Below are 26,584 nucleotides of genomic sequence, written 5' to 3'. Positions count from 1 at the left end.
TCAGCCACGGGACCATTCTGACCGCCCAGCGCCGCCCGGTACCGCAACCAGACGACACGTCACAACGGGGCGAACGTTGCCTGATGCGGCACTAGTGAGGGGACTGCCGGGTTTACCGGCAGGGGAGTCACTTCCCTGTTGTGGTTTCTTTGGTTGAAACGGTCAGGGCTTGGCCGTCGCCTACCTCAGCCGAGGGAAGCGAGAAGCCGCTCTCTTCAGGGAGCGGAGGAGCCACCACCTCACGACGATCTCCGCGACAGGTCAACGACCCTCTCGGCGGGGACGCGGTGAGACCGGAGTCCCGTCGCCCGTGTCAGGGGCTCGCCCGTCAGCCGTCCCGGCAGGCCCCTGCCGGGACGAAGGCGGCTGATACCAGGTGTTCACCGTGGCGACGAGCTCGTCGAAGGAGCGGTCGAGACCGATCGTGTTGATCGTGACACTTCCGAGCGTCCGGACACTCCACCTGGCCAGCTGCGGGAACGGCCGCGAACGCACATGAAGTCTCAGCGCCTCCGGCGTCATGTGCAGTGTGACGAACCGAACCCGATCGAGCTTGTGAAAATTGATGCCCGCGATGCTTTCCCATGGGATCGGCCGTGGCGAGAGACGCCGGTCGTGCAGCCCTCCGGGGCCGACCCGGATGACGACCGGATCGCCCACGAGGAGCTGCCACGCCAGCGTGAGAACGGCCCCGCCGAAGAACAGCGTCCCCATCCAGCCGATGACCTGGGAGAAGATCCCGTAGTCGTCTCCTCCCCAGCCGAACGCCAGCGCGACGCTCGCCGCTATGAGCGGAAGGCTGACAAGCAGTCCCGGCAGCATCTTCGGCACCGATCGGCGCCATGTCTCCACGTCGCCCACGTCGTCGTCGAGTAATCCCAAAGCCCTGCCTCCGCCCGGAAACGACCTGCCTCGATCATCTCGCGGCCTGGCGCCCGTCTCTGGTGGCCGGGGTGTCGCCGACGCGAGGGAGCGCGCTCCCTCGTGAGAGGGAGCGCCCAGATCGCTCCCGTCGGCGATTTCTTTCGGGCCGCAAAAAACCAACATTGAGGCATAAGCAAACCACCGAGGAGTCCCCCGAATGAACCCCCGCATCCCGTTCGTCGCAGCCCCCTTGCTCACGCTGGCCTATGGAGTGATCCGGATCCTCGACGGGCTCGACGGCAGCCGAGGACCCGGCCTGGCCTGGACCTCCGGCCACCTCGCGTTCATGGCGGCCCTGATCCTGTTCGTCCCCGTCTTCCTGCAGATGCGCCGGCTGGCCGACCGAGACGCCTTCTCCACGGTGAGCGCCGGGCTCGGAATCATCGGCATCCTCACGCTTCTCGCGCAGTTCGGCATCGACATCGTGATCGGTCTCATGTCCGCCGACCACGCCGCGATGGGCGTCCTCTTCGACCAGGTTCAGGCCGTCCCCGGAGTCCCCCTCGCGATCTACGACGGCGGTCCTCTCCTCTTCTTCGTCGGCCAGCTCGGACTCGTCGGCCGGCTCGCCGCCATCCGCCGCGTCAAGATCTGGACACCGTTCCTGGTCCTGATCGACGTCATGGTGCCGTTCGTCAACAAGGACCTCATGCCGCTCGGAGCCGTCTGCCTGCTCATCTCCTTCCTCCCTCTCGCCGGCCAGGTGGCTTCCCGCACCGCCCGGCCCGTCCCCGCCACCGTGTGACAGGACGCCGACCGGCAGGCCACCCGGCCTGCCTGTCCGTGTTTCCTGCCTCGCCGCACCAAGTCGCACTGGATGGCCGAAAAGAGGAGGAAGATTGCGTTCCGTGTCCACCTTGCCGTTTCTTGCCCCGGCTCGTAGCTGGTTGAGATCTCTCCCGCCTCTGTGGCTGGATGCGGCCCTCGCCGTACTGGTGATGGTCGTGCAGCTGTGGCCGCTCCTCTCCCGTGAGAACCCCCATGGCGGACCATGGCACTGGTGGGGGTACGTGGTCGTGATCGCCGCCGCCGTACCGCTGGTGTGGCGACGCCGGATGCCCGTGACCGTGCTCCTGACCACCCTCGTCGTGGGCTCCCTCTACGACCTCGTGGACGAGGTCGCCGCACAGCCGATCTGGTACGGCGCGCTCATCGCGATCTACACGGCCGCCGCCTACTCCCCGCGCTGGCCCCGCACGACCATGCTCGCCCTCAGCATCGTCGGCGGCCTGCTCCTGGTCGGCTCCTCAGAGACCGCGCTGCGCGGCGTCGTGCTGTTCGTCTCCGCCTACGCGATCGGCCGCGCCTCCGCCACCTCCCGTGCCTACACCGTCGCTCTGGAGGAGCGCGCCGCCCAGTTGGAACGCGAGCGCCACATCGAGGCCGAGCGGGCCGCCGAGCGCGAGCGCGCCCGAATCGCCCGGGACATGCATGACATCCTCGCTCACGCGGTCAGTCTCATGGTCGTCCAGGCCGAGGCCGGCCCCGTCGTGGTCAGAAGCAACCCGGCCCGCGCCGAGGCCGCCTTCGACGCGATCGCCTCCGCGGGACGCGACGCCATGGTCCAGCTCCGCCGCATGCTGAGCGTCCTCAAGGAGGACACGGGTCCGCGCATGCCGCAACCGACGATCGACGACCTGGCCAGGCTCTCCGACCAGGTCTCCGGCACCGGGATCGACGTGGCCTTCTCCACCTCGGGTGAGCCCAGGCCGCTGCTTCCCGACATCGAGGTCGCCGCCTACCGGGTGACTCAGGAGGCTCTCACCAATATCGTCAAGCACGCGAACGCCACCCGCGCCGACATCCGACTCATCTGGCAGGACGACACGCTCATGATCAGCATTACCGACGACGGCCGCGGCTCCGGATCGTCCTTTCCCTCTGGCGGTAACGGCCTGATCGGCATCCGCGAGCGCGCCGGTGCCCTGGGGGGCTCCGCGACCGCGGGCCCGCGCCCCGACGGGCCGGGCTTCCAGGTTCTCGTACGGCTGCCGCTGGCGGAACCGGTGATGGCATGACCGTGAGAATCGTGGTCGCCGACGACCAGGAACTGGTGCGTGCCGGGTTCAGCATGATCCTCGACGCCCAGCCCGACATCGAGGTCGTCGCCGAGGCCGGTGACGGTGCCGAGGCTGTCGCCGCGGTCCGCGAGCACCAGCCGGACGTCCTCCTCCTCGACGTCCGCATGCCCACGATGGACGGCATCGAAGCGGCCAGGATCGTGTGCGCCGAGACCGGCTGCCGGGTCCTCATGCTGACCACGTTCGATCTGGACGACTACATCTACGACGCGCTGCGGGCGGGTGCGAGCGGGTTCCTCCTCAAGGATGTCCGCCGCGACGACCTCGTTCACGCGGTGCGGGTGGTCGCGGCCGGGGAGTCCCTGCTCGCGCCTTCGGTCACCAGGAAGCTGATCGCCGAGTTCACCTCCAGAGCGACCACCCGCCCTGCCGTATCGCCCTCCGAGCGGCTCGCCGTACTCACGGTTCGTGAGCAGGAGACGCTCGGGATGATCGCACGCGGGCTGTCCAACGCGGAGATCGCCGAGGCCATGGTGCTCAGCGAGCACACGGTCAAGACGCACGTCAGCAACGTGCTCACCAAGCTCGGGCTACGCGATCGGGTGCAGGCGGTGATCACCGCCTACGAGACCGGCCTGACGGTCCCCGGCGGATCGGGGTGAGGTGTCGGGCACGCGACGGGCGACAGAGACGAGCAATGATCGAAACCTGCGGATCTGCCGGGAAGATATACCGTTCCCGGCAGATCCGCAGGTTTCGAGAGGGGCCGCCTTCACCGGCGGCGGACGCGTCGAACGCCCCGACGAACTGGCCGCCCGAACCCCATTCATCAGCAAGGAGAACTCGATGACCGCCATCATCGACAAGGTCACCTGGATCCACCTGGCGGACGGCAAAATCCTTAGCACCCGTTCCCGTGGCAAGGGCGCCTACTACATCCCCGGCGGCAAACGCGAACCCAACGAAAGTGATCTCGACACCCTCATTCGCGAGATCAGCGAGGAACTGTCCATCACCATCGCCCCCGCCACCGCCACCCACGTGGGCACCTACCAGGCCCAGGCACATGGCCACGCCGACGGCGTCACCGTGCAGATGACCTGCTACACCGCCGACCACCACGAAACACCGACACCCAGTAGCGAGATCGAGGAACTCACCTTGCTGACCTACGCCGACCGCGCCCACGTCTCTCCTGTGGACCAGATCATCTTCGACCACCTCCACCAGACCGGCCGGCTCCACTGACTCCACAGGTACTGACCATTTCTCACAAAGGCGGCACGGTGGACTTCACAGCCAGATGCGAACCCACTTCCGACGAAGTGGCGCGAGCGCTCCGACAAGGCCTCAAGCGGCAACTCAAAGGCACCTATTTGGCGTTTTCGTCGGTCCTGACCGCGTCAGGACTCGTCCTCGTCCTGATCGGTTCCCTTGGCATGGGTGTCGGCATGCTCGTCGGAGCGGTCGTGTTCCCCCTCGCGCTGCACTGGTCGCTCGGCCAGGCCGCCAGGCGACAACTCGCGTATCTCTGCGTGCCCACGACGCTCCGGGTGACCGGTGACGGGTACGAGTGTCAAACCGACCAATCCACCACCACGATGCGGTGGTCCCTGATCGGACGGGTCGTGACCACCCCCGAGTTCTGGTTGTTCTTCGTGAACAAGCAGTGCGTGGGCTTCCTCCCCAGACGCGCCTTCGATGGCGAGCAGCAGTCCCAACTCGACGACTTCTTCGCCACGCGGCAGAACGCAGGGGTCACCTGAAAAACCGATCTGTCTTCCCTTGTCTTCCGACGATTACCAATCTGGGAGAAGGACGGTGCGTTGTCGCGGGTCGTGAGGTAGAGGCTGGCGGAGAGGCCTCGTCGAGGATGGCGTGACCATGCGGGCTCGCACGATCGAACAGCGTCGCCTTCCTTGAGGAGTCCGCCCGGCGGCGCACGATGGGAGATCCGGCGGTCAGAACAGGGTCAGCGGCTCGGTTGGCAGGGGTTGAGGCAGCGGCTCGACCTGGGGCAGCCGGGCACGCACCTCTTCGTGAAAACGGCGGGCGAGCATCAGCGCCTCGGCGTTGTCGGGGGTATGGATGAACACGGTCGGCGAGCGGCCTTCGCGCAGCCATTCGGTGACCGTGCCGACCCATTGCCGCCAGCCTTCGATCGTGCGCACCGTATCGTCCCGGCCGAGGTAGCGGATGATCGGACGGTCGGTGAGAGCGGACGACCGGCGTGGCATGCGCGGTTTCTTCGTCCACGCTTCCCGCTCCGCGTCGCTGGTCGGAGGGCTCTGGAAGAGGGGGGTGGTGTCGAACGGGATCCACTCGGCGCCAACGCCGGTGAGAACCCTTTCGAGAAGCCCCGCGGATCGCGCGTCGTCGAAGAACGCGCGGTGACGGACTTCGACGGCGTATCTGTGCGAGCGGGGAAGCCGCCGGAGAAAGCCCGCCAGGGCACCGAGGTCGGTCGGAGCGAATGATCCCGGCAACTGGACCCAGAGGGCGTGAGCTCGCGGCCCGAGTGGTTCGATCGCCTCCAGGAACGACCGGAGTTCCTCGTCGGCGCCGGCAAGGCGACGCTCATGTGTGATCGACCTGGGCAGCTTGACCACGAAGCGGAAGTCGGGGCCGGTCTGCCGCGCCCACGACTCCACCGTGCTCCTCACCGGTGTCGCGTAGAACGTCGTATTGCCCTCCACCGCGTTGCACCAGGTCGCATAGGACCGCAGGCGCTCCCCGGGAGGAAGCGGATGAGGCAGGAACCGTCCCTGCCATGGCGCGTGTGTCCACATCGCGCATCCCACATGAAGCCGCATGGCTTCGACGCTATCCAAGGTCGGCAGGAGAAAGGACCGGTCGTGCCGCAGGGGTGAGCGCTCCGAAAGGCGATTGCCTTGGCCGGGATGCCGCTGGCAGGATCTTCGCCCATGCCTACTTTCTCCGCACATGACGGGACCGGCCTCGCTTACCACGTGTTCGGAGAGGGCGTCCCGGTGATCTGCCTGCCGGGCGGTCCGATGCAGGATTCCGTTTACCTCGGTGAGCTCGGCGGACTGTCGGCCCATCGACGGTTGATCATTCTGGATCCCCGGGGCACCGGCCGGTCCGCGATACCGGAGGATGCCGCCTCCTACCGCTGTGACCGGCTTGTCGATGATGTCGAGGCCCTGCGCGAGCACCTCGGTCTTGACCGGCTGGACCTGCTCGCGCACTCCGCCGGCACGAACCTCGCGGTGCTGTACGCGGCCCGGCATCCGGAACGCGTCGGCAGGCTCGCTCTGATCACTCCGAGCACCGTGGCCGTCGGTATCGCGGCCACCGGGGAGTCCCGGCTCGAAGTCGCGCGGCTCCGCAAGGACGAGCCCTGGTTCGGAGCGGCCTTCGCGGCTCTTGAAGCCATCGTGGCCGGCAACGCCACCGACGACAGCTGGAAGGCCATCGACCCCTTCTTCTACGGCCGATGGGACGCGACGGCACAGGCCCACCATGCGGCCCAGGACGGCCACCGGAACGAGCAGGCCGCAGCCGCCTTCGGGGCCGAGGGCGCCTTCGACCCGGACGCCACTCGCGCGGCACTGGCCGCGTTCACCGCGCCGGTGCTGCTGCTCGCCGGAGAGGTCGACCTGAACACGCCTCCGAGCGTCGCGTCCGAACTCGCCGAGCTGTTCCCGAACGCCGAGTTCGTCGTTCAACCAGGAGCAGGCCACTTTCCGTGGCTCGACGACGCCGACCGGTTCGTGGCGACGACCGCGGCGTTCCTCGGATGAAGGGTGCCTCACGCGGGTCCGATCGGCATGGGCGAGCACCATGTCGCCGAGCACGGCCAGGAGGCGGAACAGCCAGACGAATCGCCCTCTACGGCCAGGCGGCCCGCCGCAGGCGGGTGGTCAGCGTGCGCAGGTGCTCCACCAGTTCGGCCGGCTCGTGAACATCGAAGTCGAAGCCGAAGGTGGCCACCCACACCGCGAGATGGTCGAGGCTGTCCGAGCCGATGCGCAGGGTGCAGGTGTGGTCGTCGACGGGTTCCACCACACCGAGCGTGGGCGGCACCTCGTCGGCTACCTCCACGGCCGAGCCGTACATGGTGAGCACCGCCTGGTAGCGGTGGCGATTCGTGGTCATGCCCACGGCGAGGTAGTCGGCCAGGTCCTCGGCGGGCAACGGCCTCGGGCCGAACCGGGGCCCTGCGGGAACGCGTAGCGACAATCTGTCGGCCCGGAACCTCCGCCAGTCCGACCTGTCGGTGTCCCACCCGAAGAGGTACCAGCGCCGTCCGCTGCTGACCAGCCGGTACGGTTCCACATCTCGCACGCTCGCCGAGCCGTCATGTGAGACGTAGTCGAAGCGCAGCCGTTCGTGGTTGCGCACCGCCGAGGCGATCGCGGTCAGCGTCGACGGATCGACCGTGGGGCCGGACGTCGGCATGGTCACCACTGCCGAGCTGAGCGTGTCGACCTGGTAGCGCAGCCGCGAGGGCAGCACCTGGTCGAGCTTTGCCAGTGCCCGCACGGAGGTCTCGGCGATGCCCGTGATCGCGCCTGCGGCCGCCGTACGCAGCCCGATCGCCACCGCGACCGCTTCCTCGTCGTCGAGCAGCAGGGGAGGCAGTGAGGCACCGGCGCCCAGCTGGTAGCCGCCGCCGACGCCGCCGACCGCGTTGATCGGATAGCCCAGGATCCGCAGCTTGTCGACGTCGCGACGGACGGTCCGCGGGCTCACCCCGAGACGCTCGGCCAGCTCTGTACCCGACCAGTCACGGTGAGTCTGGAGCAACACGAGCAAACGGAGCAGCCGGGCCGAGGTTTCCAACACACGACGATGTTGACAGCGATCGCGGTCAGGAAACGACCGCGATCGCTGTCAACCTCAGACGAGGTTCCCGAAAGTCTCAGGTGAGGTTCCCGAAGAACCGCCGCACGTCCTCGGCGAACACTTCAGGCTCCTCCATGGCGAAGAAATGCCCGCCGCTGTCCTTCTGCGACCAATGCACGATGGTGTGGTCACGTTCCGCGTAAGGCCGGATGCCGTACTCGTGCGACCCGGCGAGCAGCACACCCGTGGGCACGGTGCCGCGCGGTTTGGGCACCCAAGCCATCGGGTCGTTCACCTGCTCGTAGTAGATCTGCGCCGAGGAACCCGCAGTGCCCGTCAGCCAGTAGATGCTGACATTGGTCAGGAGGCGGTCGCGGTCGATGGGCGCCCCGGCCCACCTGTGGAAGATCTCGGCGACCCAGGCCAGTTGCCCGGCCGGCGAGTCGGTCAGGCCGAACGCGAGCGTCTGCGGCGATCGCGACTGGATGGGAACGTATCCGGCGGTGGCCTCCTCCAACTCCGCCGAGCGCTGCCGCTCCACCTCGGACAACCGTGCGTCCTCCTCCTCGACTTCCGCGGAGAACGACAGGACGCCGTTGAGGTGGATGCCGATGACCCGCTCGGGGGCGAGGTGTCCCATCTCGGGGGCGATGAACGCGCCGGTGTCGCCGCCTTGAACTCCGTACCTCTCATAGCCGAGTAGGGACATGAGTTCGACGAACGCCCCGGCCATGCGCGCGGCCGTCCAGCCAGGCTCGGCCAACGGTGCCGAGAACGCGAACCCGGGAAGCGAGGGGATCACCAGATGAAACTCCATGGTCAACGGCTCGATCACATCGAGGAAGTCGGCGAACGAGCCGGGCCAGCCGTGCAGGAGCAGCAACGGCAGCGCGCCGGGATTGTCCGAACGGACATGCGCGAAATGGATGGTCTGCCCATCGATGACGGTCGTGAACTGCGGCAGCTCATTCAGCCTGCGCTCCTGCGCCCGCCAGTCGAAGCCCGTGAGCCAGTGCTCTGCCAGTTCCCTGGCGTAGGTCACCGGCGTGCCCCGGCTCCAGCCGACACCGGGCAGTTCCTCGGGCCAGCGCGTCCGGGTCAGACGGTCTCGCAGGTCGTCGAGATCGGCCTGCGTCATGTCGATACGGAACGGGACGATGGATGGGTTCTGTGTCATGAGCGCGACCGTAGGATCAATCGCGGTCAGGCAGTGTCCGCCAGGAGAACACCGGCCAGACACGCCGGACCTTCGTCGGCACCGGTGGCGGCCCGCTTCGCAACGGCGGCCGCCGGCGCCTCGACCCGCGAACTGGTGGTCCGCATGAGTCACACATGGTCTTCGGCCAGACCCAAATGCGCGGGAGCGCCGGAAGATGTCCGGCTGCTTTAAGGTGAGTGAGTGTCAAGGTCACAGCGGTTGCCCCGAGGGCGGAGCGCGTTGCCGCCCGAAGATGTGGAACGGCTGCAGCGCGAACGTCTCTGCCGGGCGATGGCCGAGGTCATGGCGGAGAAGGGGTACGTCGCCACATCCGTCGAAGATGTCCTCAAGCATGCCCGGGTGTCCCGCCTGAGCTTCTACCGGCTGTTCGAGTCCAAACTCGACTGCTTCATGGCCGCCTTCGACCATGCGTGTGAACTGCTCTCCAAACGGGTCATGGACGTGATTGGGACGTCCGAAATAGGTAGCGACCCGATGGAAGGCTACGAGCGGGCCATCACCGCCTACCTTGAAGCGCTTGAGGCAGAGTGGCCCTACACCCGCATCTACCTGGTCGAGGTCTACGCCGCAGGCCCGGAAGCCGTCGCCCACCGGCGCGAACTCAACGCGTTCATGGTCTCCTTCTACGCCGACGCCCTTGGGGTCACCGACGACCAGGGCCTGCTGACCTGCCGCATGCTCGTCGCCGCCACCAGCGCCCTGGTCACGATCCCGGCCGCGGAGAACGACCGGGAAGGTCTGCGCGCCGTGGCCCCCCAGTTGATCGCCCATGTCCGCACCCTCTGGAACTGCGGCGCCTTCGGCGCGGGCACAGGCCGCGCCTGACTCCGGGGGCCGCGACCGCCTTGACGGTGGGTTCGTGGCCTCGGATCCGCTCCATCGATCGACTCGACGGGTTGGCGACCTGTTACTCATTATAAAAAGACGATATTGTCTATTTACTCTTTGACCATGAACCCGTGAGAGACGAGGTATGGCTGTGGTCGCACCGCTGTCGTGTGCCGAACCCTGCCATATCGGTTCCTACCGGCTCGGAGCCGACGGCCGGAGCGCCGTCTGCTCAACTGGCGCGCCCTCGCTGGATCCGAACCACGCATGATCGCCGTTCAGAGGGTGACCGCACACAAGATCCCGCCCATTCGACGCTGGAGGACATGTGCCCGAGTGGATGGCTCTGCTGCCCTCGGATCCGGAGGCGGTGGGACCGTACCGTCTTGAGGGCCGACTTGGCGTCGGCGGCCAGGGCACGGTTTACGTGGGCAGCGCGGTTTCGGGGCGGCGAGTGGCGATAAAGTTGCTCCACCCCCACCTGGCCATCGACAAGACAGCCCGGTCCCGCTTTCTGAGCGAGGTCGAAATCGCCAAGCGGGTGGCCCTGTTCTGCACGGCAAAGGTGCTCGACAGCGGTTTCGTGAACGAACAGCCCTACATAGTCAGCGAATTCGTGGACGGGCCGTCGCTGCAGGAGTCGGTGCGCGACACGGGCCCGCGCAGCGGGGCGGCGCTGGAACGGCTGGCGCTCAACACCGCGACGGCGCTGGCCGCGATCCACCAGGCGGGTGTGGTCCACCGGGATTTCAAGCCGGGCAACGTCCTGCTCGGCCCGGACGGCCCGGTGGTGATCGACTTCGGGATCGCCCGGGCACTGGACATCAGCCGGTCGATCATCACCAGCCAGGCCGTGGGCAGCCCCGGCTACATGGCGCCCGAACAGATCGCGGATGACGAGATCGGGCCTGCCGTCGACCTGTTCGCCTGGGGGGCGACCATGGTCTTCGCCGCCACCGGGGAGAGAGCCTTCAGCGGTGAATCGATCCCCGCGGTCATCCGGTCGATCCTCCACGACCAGCCGGATCTGGACGGGCTGGACAGGCGGCTCGGCGCCATCGTCCGCGCCTGCCTGGCCAAGGACCCGGCCCGGCGGCCCACCGCCGCGGAGGTCGTGAACGGCCTGTGCGGCATGCCCGGCCCGGCCTGGCGAACCGGAGACCCTTCGGTCAGCGGACCCGACGACAAGGCGGATCAGGAAGGCAGAGAAGAGCCGGCGCCGACCGGCAACGCCGGGCGCCGCCGCTCCGTCCTGGTCGGTGCCGCGGCCCTGGTCCCGGCCCTGGTCACGATCCTGGGCATCGCCTACTTCGTCGTCCCCTCCGATCGGGGAGGAGAGAACTTCAACGCATCACGGGCGCCGCTTTCCAGCCTGTCCTCCAGTTCCGGCCCGCCCTCCAGTGGCATCCCGGTGTCACCCAGCCCGGCCGACGACACGGTGGGCCAGACCGAATCGCCGTCTGCCCATCCCCGGAAAACTCCCAAGGCCGATACCCAGAAAGTTCCAGAAGCCGATACGACGCGGCAGAGCCCACGACGCCCAGAGGACGCGCCGAAACCGAAGAGCACGAGGTCTGCGGCATCCGAGAAGCCACCCTCACCCCCGTACACGGAAAAGCCGTCCTCACCGCCAAGCACGAAGAAACCCTCCTCGTCTCCGGACACGGAAGAGCGGCCACCACCATCGGACAGAGAAGAACAGCAGCGATCGGGTGGAGAAAAGCAGCTTCCTTGGTACCCGAAGACCCTCGGGAGCGTGTCCGAAAGCGACATGAACGGCTACTGCCAGAATCAGGGATACGTCGGCAGCGGGGGCGGCCCGGGCAACTACTGGTGCTACGGCCCCGGTGGGATGCAGGTCAACATGTCGAGCGTGTGCCAGTGGGCTTACCCGGGCTACCCGAATGCCTGGGCGGAAGGAACCGCCTGCAAGTCCTCCTGAACGCCAGACGCCGAGCCACATGCGCCGAGGAAGATCAAGCCCTGGTCCGTCGGCTACGAGGCATGACCGACTGTCGCCGAGTTTCCGCGGAGTGCGCGATCCGCAGGTGCTGCATCGCGTAGGCCCGCCACGGCTGCCATCTCGCCGCGTGCCGCGTCATTTCCAGGGGGGTCTCGGGAAGACCCAGCCTGCGGGCCGCCGCGCGGATGCCGGGATCGGTGGCGACGAAGGCATCCGGATCACCCAGAGCCCGCATGGCGATGGTCTCGACGGCCGAAAAGGTGAGCAGGGGGACGTCCTTCAAGTCGGCGCGTGCCCGCCACCAGTCGCTGCCCGGGTCGAGGTCGAGCCGACCGCGGGTCATGGCCGCGAACATCTCGGAGAGCAGGGCCCGGAGCTCGGGCGGTCCGGGGAGCACTTCAGGGTCCAGCGCGGCCAATGCCAGGACGTCGGGGAACGCGTGGGTGAGCCTGCCTTCCGGGTCGTGGACCGGCTCTCCGTGATCGGTCACCATCCGGGCCAGGCCGCGCTTGAGCACGGTGCGCGCGACGGCCTCCGCGGCGTTCGGCCAGCGAGGGACGCGGATCCCCGGGTTCTTCGCCACCCAGGGCCTGAGCGCCGAGTCGCCACTCAGGATCTCGTCGACGGCGACCGGATCCGCGTCCAGGTCGAGCATCCAACGGCACCGGCTGATCGCGGTGGACAGATCACGGAAGTCGGTCAGTGTCAGCCGGCAGCCGATGTGATCGGGCAACGGGCGCAATGTGACGATGCCGTGCCCGTGGGGAAGCCGCAGGGTACGCCGATAGGCGCCCTCACGCCATTCCTCCATCGGGGATATGGCCGCCGCCGCGAGCCAGGCGAAGAGAGGCTCGGTGCACAGCGGCGCCCGGAACGGCAGCCGAAAGGACAGTGCGCCGGGGGTCGTCGCCACCCGACCTCGGCGGCGCACCTCGGTGGGGGTCAGCCCGAAGACCTGCCGGATGGTGTCGTTGAAGGTCCGGATGCTGGAAAAGCCCGCGGCGAAGGCCACGTCACCCATCGGGAGATCGCTGGTCTCGATGAGGAGGCGAGCCGTCTGGGCCCGTTGCGCCCGAGCGAGCGCCAGCGGGCCGGCGCCCAGCTCCGCGAGGAGTTGCCGCTCGACCTGCCGGGCGCTGTAGCCGAGCCGTACGGCCAGCCCCTGGACGCCTTCGCGGTCGACGAGGCCGTCGGCGATCAGGCGCATGGCCCGTCCCACGAGGTCGGCGCGGGTGTTCCACTGCGGGGAGCCGGGACTGGCGTCGGGGCGGCAGCGCTTACAGGCCCGGAAACCGGCCTGCTGGGCAGCGGCCGCGCTGGGCAGGAAACTCATGTTCTCGACCTTGGGCGGCACCCCGGGACAGCTCGGTTTGCAGTAGATCCTGGTCGTGAGCACCGCGGTGAAGAACCAGCCGTCGAAGCGCGCGTCCTTGGACTGTACGGCGCGCACGCACCGGTCGAAGTCGAGATCCACCCGGCGAGCCTATGGTGATGTCGCAAACCTGCCAGACCGGGCGGGGCACGAGCTGGTGGACTCTCGCCATGACCACTCACCTTGAGAAGGCCTTGCGGTTCCGTTCCCTGCACGTCGCGGGCAGCCCGCTGCTGCTGTGCAACTCCTGGGACGTCGCCAGCGCCCGTATCGTCGAGGCCGCCGGCGCTTCCGCGATCGCCACCACCAGCGCGGGAGTGGCCTGGAGCCTCGGCGCGCCCGACGGCGACCGGCTGAACCGCCGCCTCGCCGTCGACCTCGTCGCCCGCGTCACCGCGGCCGTCGACATCCCCGTGAGCGCCGATATCGAGACCGGATACGGCATCGAGGCCGACGGGGTCGGGCAGACCGTACGGGAGGTGCTTGCCGCCGGGGCCGTGGGGGTCAACCTGGAAGACGCCCTGCACGACGGCTCGGCGCCGCTGCGGCCGATCCGAGAGCAGGCGTCCCGGATCGCCGCCGCGCGCCGGGCCGCTGACGAGAGCGGCGTTCCGCTGTTCGTCAACGCACGTGTCGACACCTATCTCCGCTCCGTGGGCGACCCCGCTGCCAGGTTGGACGAGACGCTGGCTCGTGCCGCCGCCTACGTCGAGGCGGGGGCTGACGGCCTCTTCGTCCCCGGCCTCACCGACCTCCCGACGATCTCGACCCTCGTCGAGAAGGTGGGCGTGCCGGTGAACGTGCTCGCCGGGCCCGGCGCGCCCGATGCGACCGCGCTGGCGGAACAGGGTGTCGCACGGATCAGCCTGGGCTCCTCCGTGGCCGAGGCGGCCTACGCCGTCGCCAGAAGAGCGGCCCTCGAACTGCTCGGCACCGGCACCTACACGGCACTGACGGATGCTCTCGACTACTCCGAGGTCAACGGCCTGCTGGCGAAGATCTGACCGTTCCCACGACGAGACACCGGCCGGCGCTGCCGGCCACGGCCACTGCGCGATCTTCGGAAGTCTTCGCGAACTCCGAATGATCATGCAGTGGCCGTCGTCATGCTCCCCGAACCCCGAAGATCGCGAATCACCCTGGAGTACCAGGCCAGGCTTGCGCACGGTTCGGGTGTCCGCCGGCGGGGGCCAGGCTCACCTCATTCCTGGGGCGCCTTGCCGTTTGTCCACCACTCGTACGCCCTGTCCCCCGGGAGCACCCAAACCTCCACATCAGGCCTGGCAATCGTCCGCAGCAGGGTCGCCTTGCCGGTCGTCTTCGAGACCCGGTAGATCGCCACCCCCGTCCCGGTTTTCGATCGGACGATCACCTGTCCCGCCTGGTCGAAGTCGAGGTCGTCGATGTATTGCCCACGAGGCAACCGCACGGTCATCACACCGCTCGCGCGGCCGGTGCGCAGGTTGAGAAGGCGCAGTTTGCGATACTTGCGCCACGTACCGACAGGCACGGCCGCCGTGACGTAGTCATTCGCCAGCGCCATCGGCGACAGCCGCGTCTTCAGCCGCGTCCGGGCGCGCAGCCCTCGGTCGAACACCGTCAGCCGCTCCCCTTCCAGCAGCAGCCGCTTGCCGTCCGGGCTGAACCCCATGAAGCCCCACGCATCCGTCTTTCCCGGAGGCGGCAACACCTTGCCTTTCCGCAGGTCCACGAAGACCCCCACCCCCGGCGCCGAGGTCGTCGTGACCACGTAACTGCCGTCGTCCGACACCAGCGGCCATTCCTCGTCGATCGTGACTGCCGTGAGCTGCCGTGACACCACCCTTTCCTTGCCGTTCAGGGTCCGTTCGACGAACAGCCCATCCGATTTCCGGAAATAAAAGAAATGCCGCCCGTCCCCACTGACCAGAAACGGCGCCTGCTCACCGGCATTGATCGCGGCATCAGGTGCCTTGGCCAGCGCCTCCGGCACCTCCACCACGTCTCCGTTGCTCAGCACCAGTTCCCAGGTCTGTGTTCGCTGCGCGTACGCGATCGTGACCGGCGTGGCAGCCGCCGCAGGTTGTCCGATCAGTGTTGCGGTGGTCAGGAGAAGTGTCGCGAGAGCTGTACGAAGTCCCATGCATCATTAGATGTCAGAAATTTCCAGAATGTTGCCGACCTCTTCCGAGGTTCGAGACCGGCTACTACTCGCCGCACCCCTTCACTTCCCAGGACAGACGGATCACAGGCTTGGCCTGAAATGCGGTTGTTTCCTTAACTTCGTCACAAAACGTGAGCTTCAGCCCTTAATCGCCAGGTTCCAGCGATTCTTCCGGTCGATGCCGGTCGACAGCCCTCGCACATATGCGCTCACTGTCCGGCTCCTGTCGCCGATCAGGCAAAGCGCTGGACGACACTTTGCGCTCAGCGCCACAGATCGACCGCTTCGGTCATTCATCCTCGATTCGTGGTCGGCTACCGCATTCTCTGTGGTCCCCGACGGGGATGGAAGGAACCCTGCATGCCAGACACAAGAACTTATTCCACGGATTCAGGCGCACATGAGCCCAAGGCGATCGTCCGGCTTGAGGTCGGCATGATTGTCGGCGGACTTGTAGGAATGAGCTTTCTCCTGCCACATCCCCTGCTCTGGGGTGACGGCGGGTGGCGCTATGCATACCTGTGGGACTTGCTGGTCGCGGGAGAGCTGAGCGACAAGAAGTATTCGCTGATCGGCCCCTTGTTCTCGACCCCGCTCTGGCTGCTGGGCAGGCTATACCATTCCCCCGAATGGTGGTGCGAAAAGTACAATACTGTGATTTTCGCCATTGGATTGTTCGTCTTCTACCGGATGCTGCGCAATCACGTGTCGCGTCGCCTGCTCCGCCGATTCCTCCTGCTGCTGACCTTCGCCTCGATGTTCGCCAATCATTTGCTTTTCTACTGGGGCGAAGTGTTCACGGCGGTCCTGGTCGGCATCGGCACCGTCTGCCTGGTCGCGAAACGTCGCGGGTGGACGGCGATCGTGCTCGGGGTCGCCAACACCCCCGCCACCCTGCCCGCCATGATGCTGTTGACCGCCCAACGGATCTGGGACACGCGACGACTCCGATTGGTGGTGGCACTCTTCGCCGCCGTGGCGGTCGTCCTGCTCGAAGCCTGGATCCGCAGGGGCAGCCCTTTCGAAAGCGGGTACGGCGACGACAGGGGCCCTAAAACGATCATGCCGTTCTCGGGTCAGTCCTGGCTCAGTTATCCGATCTTCTTCGGGCTTCTCTCACTGTTGTTGTCGTTCGGGAAAGGACTGCTGTTCTTCGCACCCGGACTGTTCCTGCCCGTACGCCGCAGGCTTGCGGCACTTCCCGGCCGTGCCTCCGTGGATCTGACGGCGCTCTACAACATGTGGATCGCGTTCGTGGTGGGCTTGGTCCTGCTCTACTCCACCTACTGGTCGTGGAGCGGGTCGACCTTCTACGGCCCCCGCTACCTTCTGTTCGCCTCGCTGCCCGCGTGCCTGGCACTCGCGGTCCGCCTGCACCGGCAGGACTCCTCGATCCTGGCGAACACGATCACAGTGCTGGCACTCGGCCTTTCCCTCTGGGTCGGCGTCAACGGAGCCGTCTTCGGCGACGCCCCCGCCCGCGATGTCTGCCTGGCGCCGACCGGCCCCTATCTCGAAGCCCCGCTGTGCTACTACACGCCCGAGTTCAGCGCTCTTTGGGTCCCGTTCGTTTATGCCCAGAAGGTGACCGCCGGGCAGTACGCCTACCTGGTGTACGGCCTGTGGGTGGCCATCTACCTGATGACGCCTCCGACGCGGGCGCTGGCCGCACAACTTCTCACCCGGGCACGGCTCCTGGCGAAGGACTTTCGGGACGACCGCGCCGGGGCGCGGGTCTCCAAGGCGCCCGATCTGGTTCCGCTCGGCCAAGGCCGTCAGCTCGACCCCCAGGAAACGACCAGATCGTAGGAGAGCGGGTGGTCAGCGGGCCGTCGGCGGGGTGCCGACGAGTTTGACGAGGAACCGTTCGACCTGCTCTTCCAACGGCGGCCAGGGGTGGTCGGGCTGGTTGAGGCGCATGGAGACGGCCCCGTGAACGGCCGCTCGAAGGTCGAGCGCAACGGTGGCGGCCTCGTCGGCTGGGGCGAGGCCGGTGTCCATGCAGCGCTGGACCGCGGCGGTGGTGCGGTCGGCCAGCTGCTGCTTGAACGGCATGGCCGTGCGCTGGTTGATGGCGCTCTCGTGCAGCACCTTGTACAGGCCCGGGTGTTGGTACGCCCAGGAGCCGAGGACCAGGGTGCGGGCGCGGAGTTTGGCCACCGGGTCGTCGGAGGAGGCCTCTGCGTCGTCGACGGCTTGGGTCAGCTGGTCGTGGCAGCGATTGAGGACGGCGAGCGTGAGGGCGTCCCGGTCGGCGAAGTGGAGGTAGATCGAGGTCGCGGCGCTGCCGACCTCTCGGGCCACCGAGCGCATCGACAGGGCCTGGTCGTCGCCGAGCTCGTCGAGCAGCCTGGTGGCGGCCTCGATGATGTCCTCGCGCAGCCGGTCGCCCTGCCCTCGCCGGTTGCGGCCGCGTGTCTCGCGCGGGTCGGCTGGGGCGGTGCTCATGGACGGCATTGTATCCCGACATCCGTAGCGCTACAGTCGTAGCGCTACGGATGTTCAGTTATGGAGGTTCCCCCATGGCCACCGGCTCCAGGCTTGAGTCGAACAAGCAGATCGTCCTCGACTTCTACCAAGCCGCGTTCAACGACAAGGATTTCGACGCCGCCCTGCGGCTTGTCGGGCAGAGCTACAGGCAGCACAACCCGCTGATCGCCGACGGCCCCGGCGGCCTGCGGGTGCGCCTGGACCATCTGAAGGACGCGTTCCCCGCGTTGAAGGTCCAGGTCCGGCGCCTCATCGCCGAGGACGACCATGTCGTCGCGCACGTGCACGCGGTGCGCGTGCCCGGGCAGCGCGGCACCGCGATCATCGACATCTTCAAGCTTGAGAACGGAAAGCTTGTCGAGCACTGGGACGTCCTTCAGGAGATCCCGGAAGACGCGCTGAACCAGAACGGGATGTTCTGAGAACGGCCGTGCCGACACCATCTTGAGCAGCCTGCCGTGACGCACCGCGGGGAACCCCAGCCTCCGCGTTCGACCACTTCCTCCTGCGGGCTCCCTGGCAAAGTGAACCCGGGTGGCCCGCGGAGAAACATCGGCGTCGGCGTGAACTCTTCGGCGGAGCAGCGGTAAGTACAGGCGAATCTGCTCACTTGCCGCACTCAGGCACCGCGTGAAGGAGCTGACCAGTCCATGGCCCAACCGGCGATAGCCGAGGCCGCCGACGCCGACCTGATCCGCCGATCATTGCGGGAGCCGGAGGCGTTCGCCACGGTGTTCGACCGGCACGCGCCCGCTCTGCACCGCTACGCGGCCCGCAGGCTCGGTCATGACTCGGCCGAGGACGTGGTGTCCGAGACGTTCCTGGCGGCGTTCGAACACCGGCACCGCTACCAGCTCGGCCAGGCCGACGCCCGGCCCTGGTTGTACGGCATCGCCTCGAACGTGATCGGCAAACGGCGGCGGCGCGAGGTGGCCCGCTACCGCGCGTATATGCGCGGCGGCGTGGACCCGGCGGACATCACCGGCGGATCGGTGGAGGACGGGGTGGGCACGCTCGCGGTCAACAGGCCACTGGTGGCGGCGCTGGCCGGCTTACGCACCGGAGACCGGGACGCGCTGCTGCTGGTGGCGTGGGCGGAGCTGACGTACGAGGAGGTGGCCGAGGCGCTGAACGTCCCGGTCGGGACCGTGCGATCCCGGCTCAACCGGGCGCGCAAGAAGGTCCGCCAGGCGCTGGAAGGGACAGAACATGGATGAGATGGAGGAGCTCGGCCGACTGTGGGCCAAGGTCCCCGAGGCGACCGAGCATGAGCTGGCGCGCTCCCGTGCCGCCTTGGTGTCCCGGTTCGACCGTCCGCGCCGCAGGTGGCGTACCGCGCTGCCGGTCCGGCGCGTCGCCTTGGTCGGCGCGATGGCGGTGACGCTCGCCGCCGGCATTCTCGTCACCGAGGTGAGTCTGGGCGGTTCCGGCCCGCACACCCCCGGGTACCTGATCGCCGCACCTCCGGCCGATGCCAAGGCGCTGCTCAACCTGGCCGCGCAGGCCGCCGCTGACCAGCCCGACATGGTGCCGGCCCGCGGCCAGTACGTCCACACCAAGAAGCTGGCTCAGCGCAGCCTGTACACCGAGGACGAGTCGGGCAAGGCGCAGTACACCAGGGTGCTGGTCAACGAGGAGCGCTGGGAGGCCGCCGATGTGGGCAAGCCCTGGCTGAGCCGCGAGCAGGTCCTGTCAGCCGCGGGACCGGCGCCCCGGTATCTCTGGGACCACGGCCCCGAGGACACCGTGTACGAGCCGGCGGCCTGCCCCGGCCAGCCGTCCTACGCCCGGCTGGGCGCCTGGCCGACGGACCCCGCCCAGGTGCGCGCGAAGATCGTGGCCGACACGGGCGAGGAGCCGCTGCGCATCTGGTCCTCTCTCAAGGGCCTGGTCGCCGAGTCCGTGGTACGTCCCAGCCTGGGCGCCGCGCTGTACCAGGTGGCCGCCGGGCTGGACGGCATCGTGCTCATCCCCGATGCCGTGGACGCCGCCGGCCGCTCCGGCCTGGCCGTCGCCATGGACGAGGGCGACGGCACCCGGTCCGAGCTGATCTTCGACCGGCGAACCTATCACTACCTGGGCGAGCGCACGGTGAACACCAGGGACAGAAAGGTGAAGCTGCCCACCCGCGAGATCACCGAGGGGAAGGGCGAGGCGAACAGCACCGCCGTACTCGCCGTCGATCTCGTCCCTGGGCTGCCCAAGGTGTCGCCGAAGGCGTCCCGCATGAAGATCCCCTGCTGAGACTTCCCCCCGATCCGGCCTTTTCGGCCGGAAGTTCTGTTTCGCATGTCCACAAAAAGATGAAGGAGCATTGCCATGTTCATCGCAGCGAAGGCCGTCGCGGTCACCCTGCTCATCGGTTCGTTCGGCGGTCTCACCTCGCCAGAGACGGATGCCGTGTACGAGAAGAAGGCCGCCATCGAGGAGACGCGGGTCGCCTGCATGAAGGAGAGTGGCCTCACCTACCTCGCCGAGCCGGTCATCAAGCGCACGTGGCAGCCCGGGGAGCGCGAGCGCCTCGCGGGTGACTACAAGGCGCTGCGCGCGTACCGGGCCAAGTACGGCTACGGCGTCTGGTCCGCGCTCGTCTATCCGAACGACACGGTGGTCAACCCCGAGTGGGGGGACAACCCGAACAACGAGAACCTGATGGCGATGTCGGCTGACGAGCTGAAGAAGTGGCGCACCGCCGACGACGGCTGCTTCGCCAAGGCCGTCAAGCAGCACCTGGGCAAGACCGTCACCTCGTCCGACGACTACTACACCAAGCTCGACGCGGCGCTGGACAAGTCCCTGGTCGCGCTCGACGAGGACAAGCAGCTCGCGCAGCTCGGCAAGCAGTTCGCCAAGTGCCTGGGCGTCAGCCAGACCAAGCCCTCGGCCTTGGCCGGGCTCGGTCATTCGCAGTACACGAAGCAGGCCACGGAAGTCGCCAAGAAGCAGCACAAGGGCTCGCTGCCGAAGGTGCCCGAGGGCCGCACCCTGATCATGAAGCCGCAGCTGAAGCCGGAGGAGGCGAAGCCGTACCTGGACAAGGAGATCAAGGCGGCTCTGAAAGACCTGGAGTGCGGGAAGTCCTTCTACGCCGCTTACTCGCCCAAGGAGCGGGCGGCCAAGGAGCGGGTGTACCAGGAGTTCGCCGTGGACTTCGCACTCTGACCGGGGCGAGTACGGGGGCAGTGTCGTTCGGAGCAGGCGAGCGACTCCCACGGTGATGGAGGGGGGGGCGCGCGGGGGGGGGGGGGCCCCCCCGGGTGGGGGGGGGGGGGCGGGGGGGGGGGCGCGCCCCACCCCCGGTAATGGAGGCGGCGCCGCTCGTGACGCGCGAGCGGCGCCTTTTCGATCGTTCTCGGCGGGTTCAAGGGGTCGTTGCGACCTTCCTCGTACGCGGCGAAGAGAAGATGAGCCGGCGCGCAGCCGAAGCATTCGTCGGCTCTGTCCCGCCCGGACCGAACACACAGGCCTGGCAAGGTCTCGTCGGAGGAGACAGGACTCGTCAGGAGAGGCGACACTTACGCCGGGGCGCTGTCTGCTACCGGAAGCTCGGGTTCCAGCTCACAGGTGAGAAGAGCGGAGGCCAGACGCTCGGGGTGCTGGATCTGACGAACCCCTCGTAGAGTTTGCCCGTCCACAGCGGACGATGAAGGGAAAGGGGAGTATCCACTCCTTTCCACTCCCAACGTATAGCGCACCCGGGGGCTTGCGGCAAGACCCGGGTCGTGCCGCAGAATCGTCGGCCGAGGCCAGAACCTGTGGCAATTGGGGGATGCGAAGTGCGTGTGTTGTTGTCGACGTATGGGTCGCGCGGGGACGTCGAACCGCTGGCAGGACTCGCGGTGCGGTTGCGGGAACTCGGCGCGGAGGTGCGGGTGTGCGCGCCGCCGGACGAGGAGTTCGCGGTGCTGCTGGCCGGTGTCGGCGTGCCACTGGTGCCGTTCGGCCCGTCGGTGCGCGCGCTGGTGACCGGCGTGACGCCGCCGTCCACGGCGGGCGCGTTCCGGCTCGCGGCCGAGTTGGTCGCCGCGCGGTTCGACACGCTCACCGCGGCCGCCGAGGGATGTGACGCGCTGGTGGCGACCGGCCTGATGCCGGCCGGCGCACGTGACGTGGCCGAGAAACTGGGCATCCGCTACGTGTACGCGTGTTTCCAACCGTTCGAGCTGCCGTCGCCGCACTACCCTCCGCTGCCTCGGCCGGGCAAGCCATCCCCGCAGGACGAGACCGACAACCGGGTGCTGTGGGAGCTGGACGCCGAGCGCGTGAACGCGTTGTACGGCGAGGCGCTCAACAGCCACCGGGCGGCGATCGGCCTGCCACCGGTGGACAACGTCCGTGACCACGTCTTCACCGACCAGCCGTGGCTGGCGGCAGACCCGACCCTGGGTCCGTGGCAGGGGCTGACGGATCTCGACGTCGTGCAGACCGGGGCGTGGATCCTGCCGGACGAGCGCCCGCTCCCGGACGAGTTGGTGGCGTTCCTGGACGCGGGCGCACCACCGGTGTACGCAGGCTTCGGCAGCATGCCCATGCGCGCCTCGAAGGACGCCGCCCGGGTGACCATCGAGGCGATCCGCGCGCAGGGCCGCCGCGCACTCGTCGCCCGCGGCTGGGCGGACCTGGCCCTGATCGACGACCGGGACGACTGTTTCGTCGTCGGCGAGGTCAACCAGCAGGCACTGTTCGGCCGGGTGGCCGCCGTCGTGCACCACGGCGGCGCGGGCACCACGACGACGGCCGCTCGGGCCGGCGCGCCTCAGGTGGTGGTACCCCAGATCGTGGACCAGCCGCGCTGGGCCGCCCGGGTGGCCGAGCTGGGCATCGGCGCGGCACACGACGGTCCGGCTCCGACCACCGAGTCCATGTCAGCCGCGCTCAGGACGGCCCTGGCCCCCGAGACCCGCGCACGAGCGAAGGCTGTGGCCGGCACGATTCGCACCGACGGGGCAACGGTGGCCGCGAAACTGCTGCTCGACGCGATCAGCCGGGAAAGGTCGCCCGTGTCCGCGTGAACCACGCGAGAGCGTCGAGCCAGAACCCAGAACACTAAGACCTACAAAAACCTACAGACCCTGGCGACCTGAACCGGCAACGGCCACGGGGCCCACGTCAGGCGGAGCATTGCTCGTCATGGCCACCAGGTTCGCCACGCCGGTCCAGACGCCTTGCTACGCGCAATGGTCACAAGCGCCCTCAGATCGGAGCCGATAACGTGAACCCGCTGACTACCAGCGCGTTTGACCTTCCCGACCACCTTGCCCCAAAGGCCGACCCGGCATTGATCGCCGGCGATGAGCGGCACTTCGCGGCCATCGCGGAGAGCCTTGAGCAGTCGATCGCCGACCTGTCCGACCGTCTCGACGCCGAGCGTAAGGCGCCTGGCGGCGGGGGCCGGCAGGCGTTGGACCGGGACCTGGAGATCCACCGGCTGACCGCTCGCCTGCGCGCACTGCGTCGCTTCGGTCTGGACCTGTGCCTTGGGCACATGGTCAGCGCGGACAACCCCGAACCGGTGTACATCGGACGACTCGGCCTCACGGACAGGGCGGGCCGCCGGCTGCTGCTCGACTGGCGCTCCCCCGCGGCCGAGCCGTTCTTCGGAGCCACCCACGCCAACCCGATGGGGCTGGCGAGCCGCCGCAGGTATCGCTGGACCCGCGGCCGGATCAGCGACTACTGGGACGAGGTGTTCACCTCGGACGGGCTTGTCGGGCACGCCGCGCTCGACGACCAGTCCGCCTTCATCGCCAGCTTGGGCAGCAGCCGGTCGCCGCGGATGCGAGACGTCCTCGGCACCATCCAGGCCGACCAGGACGCCATCATCCGCGCGGGATCCCGCGGCGCTCTCGTCGTCGACGGCGGTCCGGGTACGGGGAAGACCGTCGTCGCTCTGCACCGCTCCGCCTACCTGCTCTACTCCGACCCCCACCTCGGTCACCGCCGGGGCGGCGTACTGTTCGTCGGTCCGCACCAGCCCTACCTGGCCTACGTCGCCGACGTCCTCCCCAGCCTCGGAGAGGAGGGCGTGCAGACCTGCACCCTGCGGGACCTCGTCACCGAGGGAGCCACGGCAGCGATCGAGACCGACCCGGACGTGGCCCTCCTGAAGTCGTCCGCGAACATGGTGAAGGCGATCGAGCCGGCCGTCAGGTTCTACGAGAACCCGCCCACCAAGGGGATGACGGTCACGACCCACTGGTCCGACATCTGGCTGAGCACCGACGATTGGGCCGAGGCGTTCGAAGCACCGGAACCCGGCACCCCGCACAACGAGGCGCGCGACCAGATCTGGGAGGCGCTGCTCACGATCCTGATGGACAAGCACGACGACGAGGACGTCTCACCTGATCTGCTCCGCAGGTCGCTGCTGCAGAACAGGGAACTGCTCACGACCTTCAACCGCGCGTGGCCGCTGATCGAAGCTGCTGACCTCGTCGGAGACCTGTGGTCGGTGCCCGCCTACCTGCGGATGTGCGCGCCCTGGCTCAGCCCCGACGAGGTACGGCGGTTGCAGCGCGAGGACGCCCAGGCCTGGACGGTGTCCGACCTGCCGCTCCTGGACGCGGCACGGCAGCGGCTCGGCGACCCGGAGGCGTCACGACTCAAGCGCCGGCAGGAAGCCGCTCTCGCCGCCCAGCGCGAGCACATGGCGCAGGTCATCGACAACCTGATCGAGGCCGATGACGACGGCGAAGGCCTCGTGACGCAGCTGCGCCGCGCGGACCTCCAGCGAAACCTGGTCGACGAGTCCGAGCTGCCCACCCTCGCCACGGACCTGCTCGCCGGGCCGTTCGCGCACATCGTCGTGGACGAGGCTCAGGAGCTGACCGACGCGGAGTGGCAGATGTTGCTGCTCCGGTGCCCGTCCAGGAGTTTCACCATCGTCGGGGATCGTGCCCAGGCCAGGCACGGGTTCACGGAGTCGTGGCAGGAACGGCTCAAGCGGATCGGGCTCGACCAGATCAACCTGGCCTCCCTGAGCATCAACTACCGGACGCCGGAAGAAATCATGGCGGAAGCCGAGCCGGTCATCCGGGCCGCGCTCCCGGACGCCAACGTGCCGACCTCCATCCGCAGCAGCAACGTCCCCGTCGTACACGGATCTGCTTCGGATCTGAACTCGATCCTCGACACCTGGCTCGCCGCACATGCCGACGGGACCGCCTGCGTCATCGGTGATCCCACATTCCAGGAGACGTCCCGCGTCCGGTCGCTGACCCCGGAGCTGTCGAAGGGGCTTGAGTTCGACCTGGTCGTCCTCATCGACCCAGAGGCGTTCGGCGAAGGCATCGAAGGAGCGGTCGATCGCTATGTCGCGATGACCCGGGCGACCCAGCAGCTCGTCATCCTCACGAGCTCCTGACGTCAGCCGGGCGAACGCCCGCTCCCGGCCGAACCAGTGGCGTTCCTGGACGCCGGCGCACCACCGGTGTACGCGGGCTTCGGCGGCATGCGCGTCCCGAAGGACAACGTCCGGGTGATCGTCGAGTGGTGGGCGGGATGATCAGGCTTCCACTTCGGCCGCCTACGGCCCTGGCACTCCGCGCGACGATCATCCCGGAGCCGGAGTGCCCCCGCCGGAGGCTGGGGTTTCGTTGAATCGGATGAGTGTCCATCTGGGGGGTGGCCATTGTGTGGGGTCCTGGTCGGTGATCCATTCTGTTATCGAGGCAGGGAGTCCCCGTGGCGCACGAAGAAGAGCCGAGTTCGCATGTGGTGGATCATGCCAGAGGCTGGTAGTCGGACACCTGCGGCTGTGGTGCGACGGAGCAAAGGTTCGGGCGGCGGCGCGGCGCCGGGGAGCGCAGAATTACGGCCACTCAACACGGATGAGATACACCTCGTGTTGATCGTCCAGGACTACGTATGTCGCGAGACCCCGCTCGCCGAACGCATGAGTAAGCATGTTGGCCTTGGGATTAGCCGAGTTGTACGGCTGGCCGCTCCACGGCGCAATTTCCAGCAGGGTGAGCAGTTCGGCGAGTGGACGTAGCGCTTCCACGGGGATCGCGGCGATCTGCTCTTCGGTGAGGGGATCAAGTGTGACCTGGTACACCTACAGGTCGACCCCGCGGTCGCCAAGCACCTCACGCCACGACCTTCCCGAGGGGATCGGTTCACCGGTAAGGACTTGCTCGGCCTTGGCGTGCATTCGGCGGCGCCCTTCCGGATCTCGCACCGAGTCGCACGCGGAGATCCACCAGCGGTGAACGAAGGCGTTCAGCGCACCGAGATCCAAGCTCACTCGAACCTCGTCGAGCACAGCCTTGAGCCCCTCGTCGAACGCCTCGCGGTCCTGCGGCACGACCAAGACGGCGCGGATGGCCCGCAGATTCTTCTCAGGCATCGGCGAAGTGGACGGCACGAACTCCTGCGGCTGCGCGGTCATGCTGGATTCCCCTCTCCCTGCTCATAGAGCCTACCGACTCCCACAGGAACGGCTCAGGAATCCCGTCACACGGGCATGCGAAAGATGAAGCCAACGTACTGTGATCACACCCGCATCCCGCCAGCCGCGCAAAAGGATCAGGCACGCGACGAGCACGCCGGCCACATCGTCCGGTGGGCCGGGGCTGAGGAACGAAGCCCTGGACCTTCGATCGCCCCCAGCCGGCTACGGCGGCCGGCAGAGATGATCTCCAGCGATTTTGATTGCATCTATCCCATGTGCGGTGTGCCCCGACAAACGAAGCAAACCGCACTCGTGTTACTCGAGCGGGTAACCGAACTGACACTGCAAGCGGCATCAAGCACGGTCGATGGGTGCATGGGCTGGTAGGGCACCTGGGACTCGACTGCCGCCGCGCTGCTGAGC

Annotated in this window: 25 protein-coding genes; 16 read left to right on the top strand and 9 right to left on the bottom strand. The window is 67.8% G+C overall.

Annotation, left to right across the window (positions count from 1 at the left end; genetic code table 11):
* Positions 1 to 261 precede the first annotated feature (261 nt).
* Positions 262 to 882 carry an STM3941 family protein gene (locus ACFY2X_RS04920; RefSeq protein ID WP_389932310.1) on the bottom strand — a complete coding sequence of 207 codons (621 nt, stop codon included), beginning with the start codon at positions 880 to 882 and terminating at the stop codon, positions 262 to 264.
* A gap of 199 nt (positions 883 to 1,081) precedes the next feature.
* Between ACFY2X_RS04920 and ACFY2X_RS04915 the strand changes: the two genes are divergently transcribed.
* The 5 genes from ACFY2X_RS04915 (at position 1,082) to ACFY2X_RS04895 (ending at position 4,711) form a co-directional block, all read left to right on the top strand.
* Complete coding sequence (locus tag ACFY2X_RS04915) at positions 1,082 to 1,669, top strand: hypothetical protein (protein WP_389932307.1); 588 nt, start codon at positions 1,082 to 1,084, stop codon at positions 1,667 to 1,669.
* Between the two features lie 142 nt (positions 1,670 to 1,811).
* Positions 1,812 to 2,942 carry a sensor histidine kinase gene (locus tag ACFY2X_RS04910; protein ID WP_389932304.1) on the top strand — a complete coding sequence of 377 codons (1,131 nt, stop codon included), beginning with the start codon at positions 1,812 to 1,814 and terminating at the stop codon, positions 2,940 to 2,942.
* A complete protein-coding gene (locus ACFY2X_RS04905; RefSeq protein WP_389932301.1) occupies positions 2,939 to 3,607 on the top strand; it encodes a response regulator in 669 nt (222 codons plus the stop codon). The genes ACFY2X_RS04910 and ACFY2X_RS04905 overlap by 4 nt, the downstream gene beginning before the upstream one ends.
* 184 nt (positions 3,608 to 3,791) lie before the next feature.
* Complete coding sequence (locus ACFY2X_RS04900) at positions 3,792 to 4,193, top strand: NUDIX domain-containing protein (protein ID WP_389932298.1); 402 nt, start codon at positions 3,792 to 3,794, stop codon at positions 4,191 to 4,193.
* A gap of 128 nt (positions 4,194 to 4,321) precedes the next feature.
* Complete coding sequence (locus ACFY2X_RS04895; protein WP_389932295.1) at positions 4,322 to 4,711, top strand: YcxB family protein; 390 nt, start codon at positions 4,322 to 4,324, stop codon at positions 4,709 to 4,711.
* A gap of 195 nt (positions 4,712 to 4,906) precedes the next feature.
* Here the strand turns inward: ACFY2X_RS04895 and ACFY2X_RS04890 are convergent, their stop codons facing one another.
* The gene (locus tag ACFY2X_RS04890; RefSeq protein WP_389932292.1) at positions 4,907 to 5,758 is read right to left on the bottom strand and encodes a DUF72 domain-containing protein; all 852 of its coding nucleotides are present in this window, start codon (positions 5,756 to 5,758) and stop codon (positions 4,907 to 4,909) included.
* A gap of 111 nt (positions 5,759 to 5,869) precedes the next feature.
* Between ACFY2X_RS04890 and ACFY2X_RS04885 the strand changes: the two genes are divergently transcribed.
* Positions 5,870 to 6,709 carry an alpha/beta fold hydrolase gene (locus ACFY2X_RS04885; protein WP_389932290.1) on the top strand — a complete coding sequence of 280 codons (840 nt, stop codon included), beginning with the start codon at positions 5,870 to 5,872 and terminating at the stop codon, positions 6,707 to 6,709.
* 88 nt (positions 6,710 to 6,797) lie between these two features.
* Here ACFY2X_RS04885 and ACFY2X_RS04880 read toward each other — a convergent pair whose 3' ends face one another.
* Both ACFY2X_RS04880 and ACFY2X_RS04875 read right to left on the bottom strand, forming a co-directional pair.
* The gene (locus ACFY2X_RS04880; protein ID WP_389932287.1) at positions 6,798 to 7,754 is read right to left on the bottom strand and encodes a helix-turn-helix transcriptional regulator; all 957 of its coding nucleotides are present in this window, start codon (positions 7,752 to 7,754) and stop codon (positions 6,798 to 6,800) included.
* Between the two features lie 76 nt (positions 7,755 to 7,830).
* Entirely contained in the window at positions 7,831 to 8,931 is a 1,101-nt protein-coding gene (locus tag ACFY2X_RS04875) for an epoxide hydrolase family protein (RefSeq protein WP_389932285.1), read from the bottom strand.
* A gap of 222 nt (positions 8,932 to 9,153) precedes the next feature.
* Between ACFY2X_RS04875 and ACFY2X_RS04870 the strand changes: the two genes are divergently transcribed.
* The gene (locus tag ACFY2X_RS04870; protein ID WP_389932282.1) at positions 9,154 to 9,798 is read left to right on the top strand and encodes a TetR/AcrR family transcriptional regulator; all 645 of its coding nucleotides are present in this window, start codon (positions 9,154 to 9,156) and stop codon (positions 9,796 to 9,798) included.
* Positions 9,799 to 10,129: 331 nt separating this feature from the next.
* Entirely contained in the window at positions 10,130 to 11,743 is a 1,614-nt protein-coding gene (locus ACFY2X_RS04865; protein WP_389932279.1) for a serine/threonine protein kinase, read from the top strand.
* 34 nt (positions 11,744 to 11,777) lie between these two features.
* Here ACFY2X_RS04865 and ACFY2X_RS04860 read toward each other — a convergent pair whose 3' ends face one another.
* Entirely contained in the window at positions 11,778 to 13,238 is a 1,461-nt protein-coding gene (locus ACFY2X_RS04860) for a DNA-3-methyladenine glycosylase 2 family protein (protein ID WP_389932276.1), read from the bottom strand.
* Positions 13,239 to 13,306: 68 nt separating this feature from the next.
* Between ACFY2X_RS04860 and ACFY2X_RS04855 the strand changes: the two genes are divergently transcribed.
* Entirely contained in the window at positions 13,307 to 14,140 is an 834-nt protein-coding gene (locus ACFY2X_RS04855; RefSeq protein WP_389932273.1) for an isocitrate lyase/phosphoenolpyruvate mutase family protein, read from the top strand.
* A gap of 197 nt (positions 14,141 to 14,337) precedes the next feature.
* Here the strand turns inward: ACFY2X_RS04855 and ACFY2X_RS04850 are convergent, their stop codons facing one another.
* Entirely contained in the window at positions 14,338 to 15,258 is a 921-nt protein-coding gene (locus ACFY2X_RS04850; RefSeq protein WP_389932270.1) for a hypothetical protein, read from the bottom strand.
* Between the two features lie 480 nt (positions 15,259 to 15,738).
* Between ACFY2X_RS04850 and ACFY2X_RS04845 the strand changes: the two genes are divergently transcribed.
* On the top strand, positions 15,739 to 17,088 hold the full coding sequence (locus tag ACFY2X_RS04845; protein WP_389932267.1) for a hypothetical protein: 1,350 nt from the start codon (positions 15,739 to 15,741) through the stop codon (positions 17,086 to 17,088).
* Positions 17,089 to 17,100: 12 nt separating this feature from the next.
* On the opposite strand, the gene ACFY2X_RS04840 is transcribed toward ACFY2X_RS04845, so the two are convergent.
* Positions 17,101 to 17,727: a TetR/AcrR family transcriptional regulator gene (locus ACFY2X_RS04840; protein ID WP_389932264.1), complete on the bottom strand. Its 627-nt coding sequence runs from the start codon at positions 17,725 to 17,727 to the stop codon at positions 17,101 to 17,103.
* A 74-nt stretch (positions 17,728 to 17,801) separates the two neighbouring features.
* Between ACFY2X_RS04840 and ACFY2X_RS04835 the strand changes: the two genes are divergently transcribed.
* From ACFY2X_RS04835 to helR, 6 genes are all read left to right on the top strand, one after another.
* Complete coding sequence (locus tag ACFY2X_RS04835) at positions 17,802 to 18,191, top strand: ester cyclase (protein ID WP_389932261.1); 390 nt, start codon at positions 17,802 to 17,804, stop codon at positions 18,189 to 18,191.
* Positions 18,192 to 18,419: 228 nt separating this feature from the next.
* Positions 18,420 to 18,986 (top strand): RNA polymerase sigma factor, encoded by a 567-nt coding sequence (locus ACFY2X_RS04830; protein WP_389932258.1) that lies wholly within the window; start codon positions 18,420 to 18,422, stop codon positions 18,984 to 18,986.
* Entirely contained in the window at positions 18,979 to 20,013 is a 1,035-nt protein-coding gene (locus tag ACFY2X_RS04825) for a CU044_5270 family protein (protein WP_389932255.1), read from the top strand. Before ACFY2X_RS04830 ends, ACFY2X_RS04825 begins: the two co-directional genes overlap by 8 nt.
* A gap of 75 nt (positions 20,014 to 20,088) precedes the next feature.
* Entirely contained in the window at positions 20,089 to 20,931 is an 843-nt protein-coding gene (locus ACFY2X_RS04820) for a hypothetical protein (protein ID WP_389932252.1), read from the top strand.
* A gap of 614 nt (positions 20,932 to 21,545) precedes the next feature.
* The gene (locus ACFY2X_RS04815) at positions 21,546 to 22,781 is read left to right on the top strand and encodes a glycosyltransferase (protein WP_389932249.1); all 1,236 of its coding nucleotides are present in this window, start codon (positions 21,546 to 21,548) and stop codon (positions 22,779 to 22,781) included.
* Positions 22,782 to 22,981: 200 nt separating this feature from the next.
* Positions 22,982 to 25,132: an RNA polymerase recycling motor ATPase HelR gene (helR, locus tag ACFY2X_RS04810; RefSeq protein WP_389932247.1), complete on the top strand. Its 2,151-nt coding sequence runs from the start codon at positions 22,982 to 22,984 to the stop codon at positions 25,130 to 25,132.
* A gap of 447 nt (positions 25,133 to 25,579) precedes the next feature.
* On the opposite strand, the gene ACFY2X_RS04805 is transcribed toward helR, so the two are convergent.
* Positions 25,580 to 25,825, bottom strand: a complete 246-nt coding sequence (locus tag ACFY2X_RS04805; RefSeq protein ID WP_389932244.1) for a hypothetical protein — start codon at positions 25,823 to 25,825, stop codon at positions 25,580 to 25,582.
* Complete coding sequence (locus ACFY2X_RS04800) at positions 25,826 to 26,158, bottom strand: DUF6247 family protein (protein WP_389932240.1); 333 nt, start codon at positions 26,156 to 26,158, stop codon at positions 25,826 to 25,828.
* Between the last annotated feature and the right edge of the window lie 426 nt (positions 26,159 to 26,584).

The organism is Streptosporangium sp. NPDC000396, assembly GCF_042898655.1.
In the GTDB taxonomy this organism is placed as follows: Bacteria; Actinomycetota; Actinomycetes; order Streptosporangiales; family Streptosporangiaceae; genus Streptosporangium.
The sequence above is the reverse complement of the archived record's forward strand: the minus strand, read 5'-3'. Positions and strand labels throughout refer to the sequence as shown.

Excerpts from the sequence above, each read along its gene's own strand:
- ACFY2X_RS04800 (WP_389932240.1), bottom strand. The coding sequence starts at position 26,158 with ATGACCGCGCAGCCGCAGGAGTTCGTGCCGTCCACTTCGCCGATGCCT.
- ACFY2X_RS04890 (WP_389932292.1), bottom strand. The coding sequence starts at position 5,758 with ATGCGGCTTCATGTGGGATGCGCGATGTGGACACACGCGCCATGGCAG.
- ACFY2X_RS04830 (WP_389932258.1), top strand. The coding sequence starts at position 18,420 with ATGGCCCAACCGGCGATAGCCGAGGCCGCCGACGCCGACCTGATCCGC.
- ACFY2X_RS04885 (WP_389932290.1), top strand. The coding sequence starts at position 5,870 with ATGCCTACTTTCTCCGCACATGACGGGACCGGCCTCGCTTACCACGTG.
- ACFY2X_RS04905 (WP_389932301.1), top strand. The coding sequence starts at position 2,939 with ATGACCGTGAGAATCGTGGTCGCCGACGACCAGGAACTGGTGCGTGCC.
- ACFY2X_RS04915 (WP_389932307.1), top strand. The coding sequence starts at position 1,082 with ATGAACCCCCGCATCCCGTTCGTCGCAGCCCCCTTGCTCACGCTGGCC.
- ACFY2X_RS04855 (WP_389932273.1), top strand. The coding sequence starts at position 13,307 with ATGACCACTCACCTTGAGAAGGCCTTGCGGTTCCGTTCCCTGCACGTC.
- ACFY2X_RS04820 (WP_389932252.1), top strand. The coding sequence starts at position 20,089 with ATGTTCATCGCAGCGAAGGCCGTCGCGGTCACCCTGCTCATCGGTTCG.
- ACFY2X_RS04835 (WP_389932261.1), top strand. The coding sequence starts at position 17,802 with ATGGCCACCGGCTCCAGGCTTGAGTCGAACAAGCAGATCGTCCTCGAC.
- ACFY2X_RS04875 (WP_389932285.1), bottom strand. The coding sequence starts at position 8,931 with ATGACACAGAACCCATCCATCGTCCCGTTCCGTATCGACATGACGCAG.
- ACFY2X_RS04840 (WP_389932264.1), bottom strand. The coding sequence starts at position 17,727 with ATGAGCACCGCCCCAGCCGACCCGCGCGAGACACGCGGCCGCAACCGG.
- ACFY2X_RS04850 (WP_389932270.1), bottom strand. The coding sequence starts at position 15,258 with ATGGGACTTCGTACAGCTCTCGCGACACTTCTCCTGACCACCGCAACA.
- ACFY2X_RS04900 (WP_389932298.1), top strand. The coding sequence starts at position 3,792 with ATGACCGCCATCATCGACAAGGTCACCTGGATCCACCTGGCGGACGGC.
- ACFY2X_RS04825 (WP_389932255.1), top strand. The coding sequence starts at position 18,979 with ATGGATGAGATGGAGGAGCTCGGCCGACTGTGGGCCAAGGTCCCCGAG.
- ACFY2X_RS04845 (WP_389932267.1), top strand. The coding sequence starts at position 15,739 with ATGAGCTTTCTCCTGCCACATCCCCTGCTCTGGGGTGACGGCGGGTGG.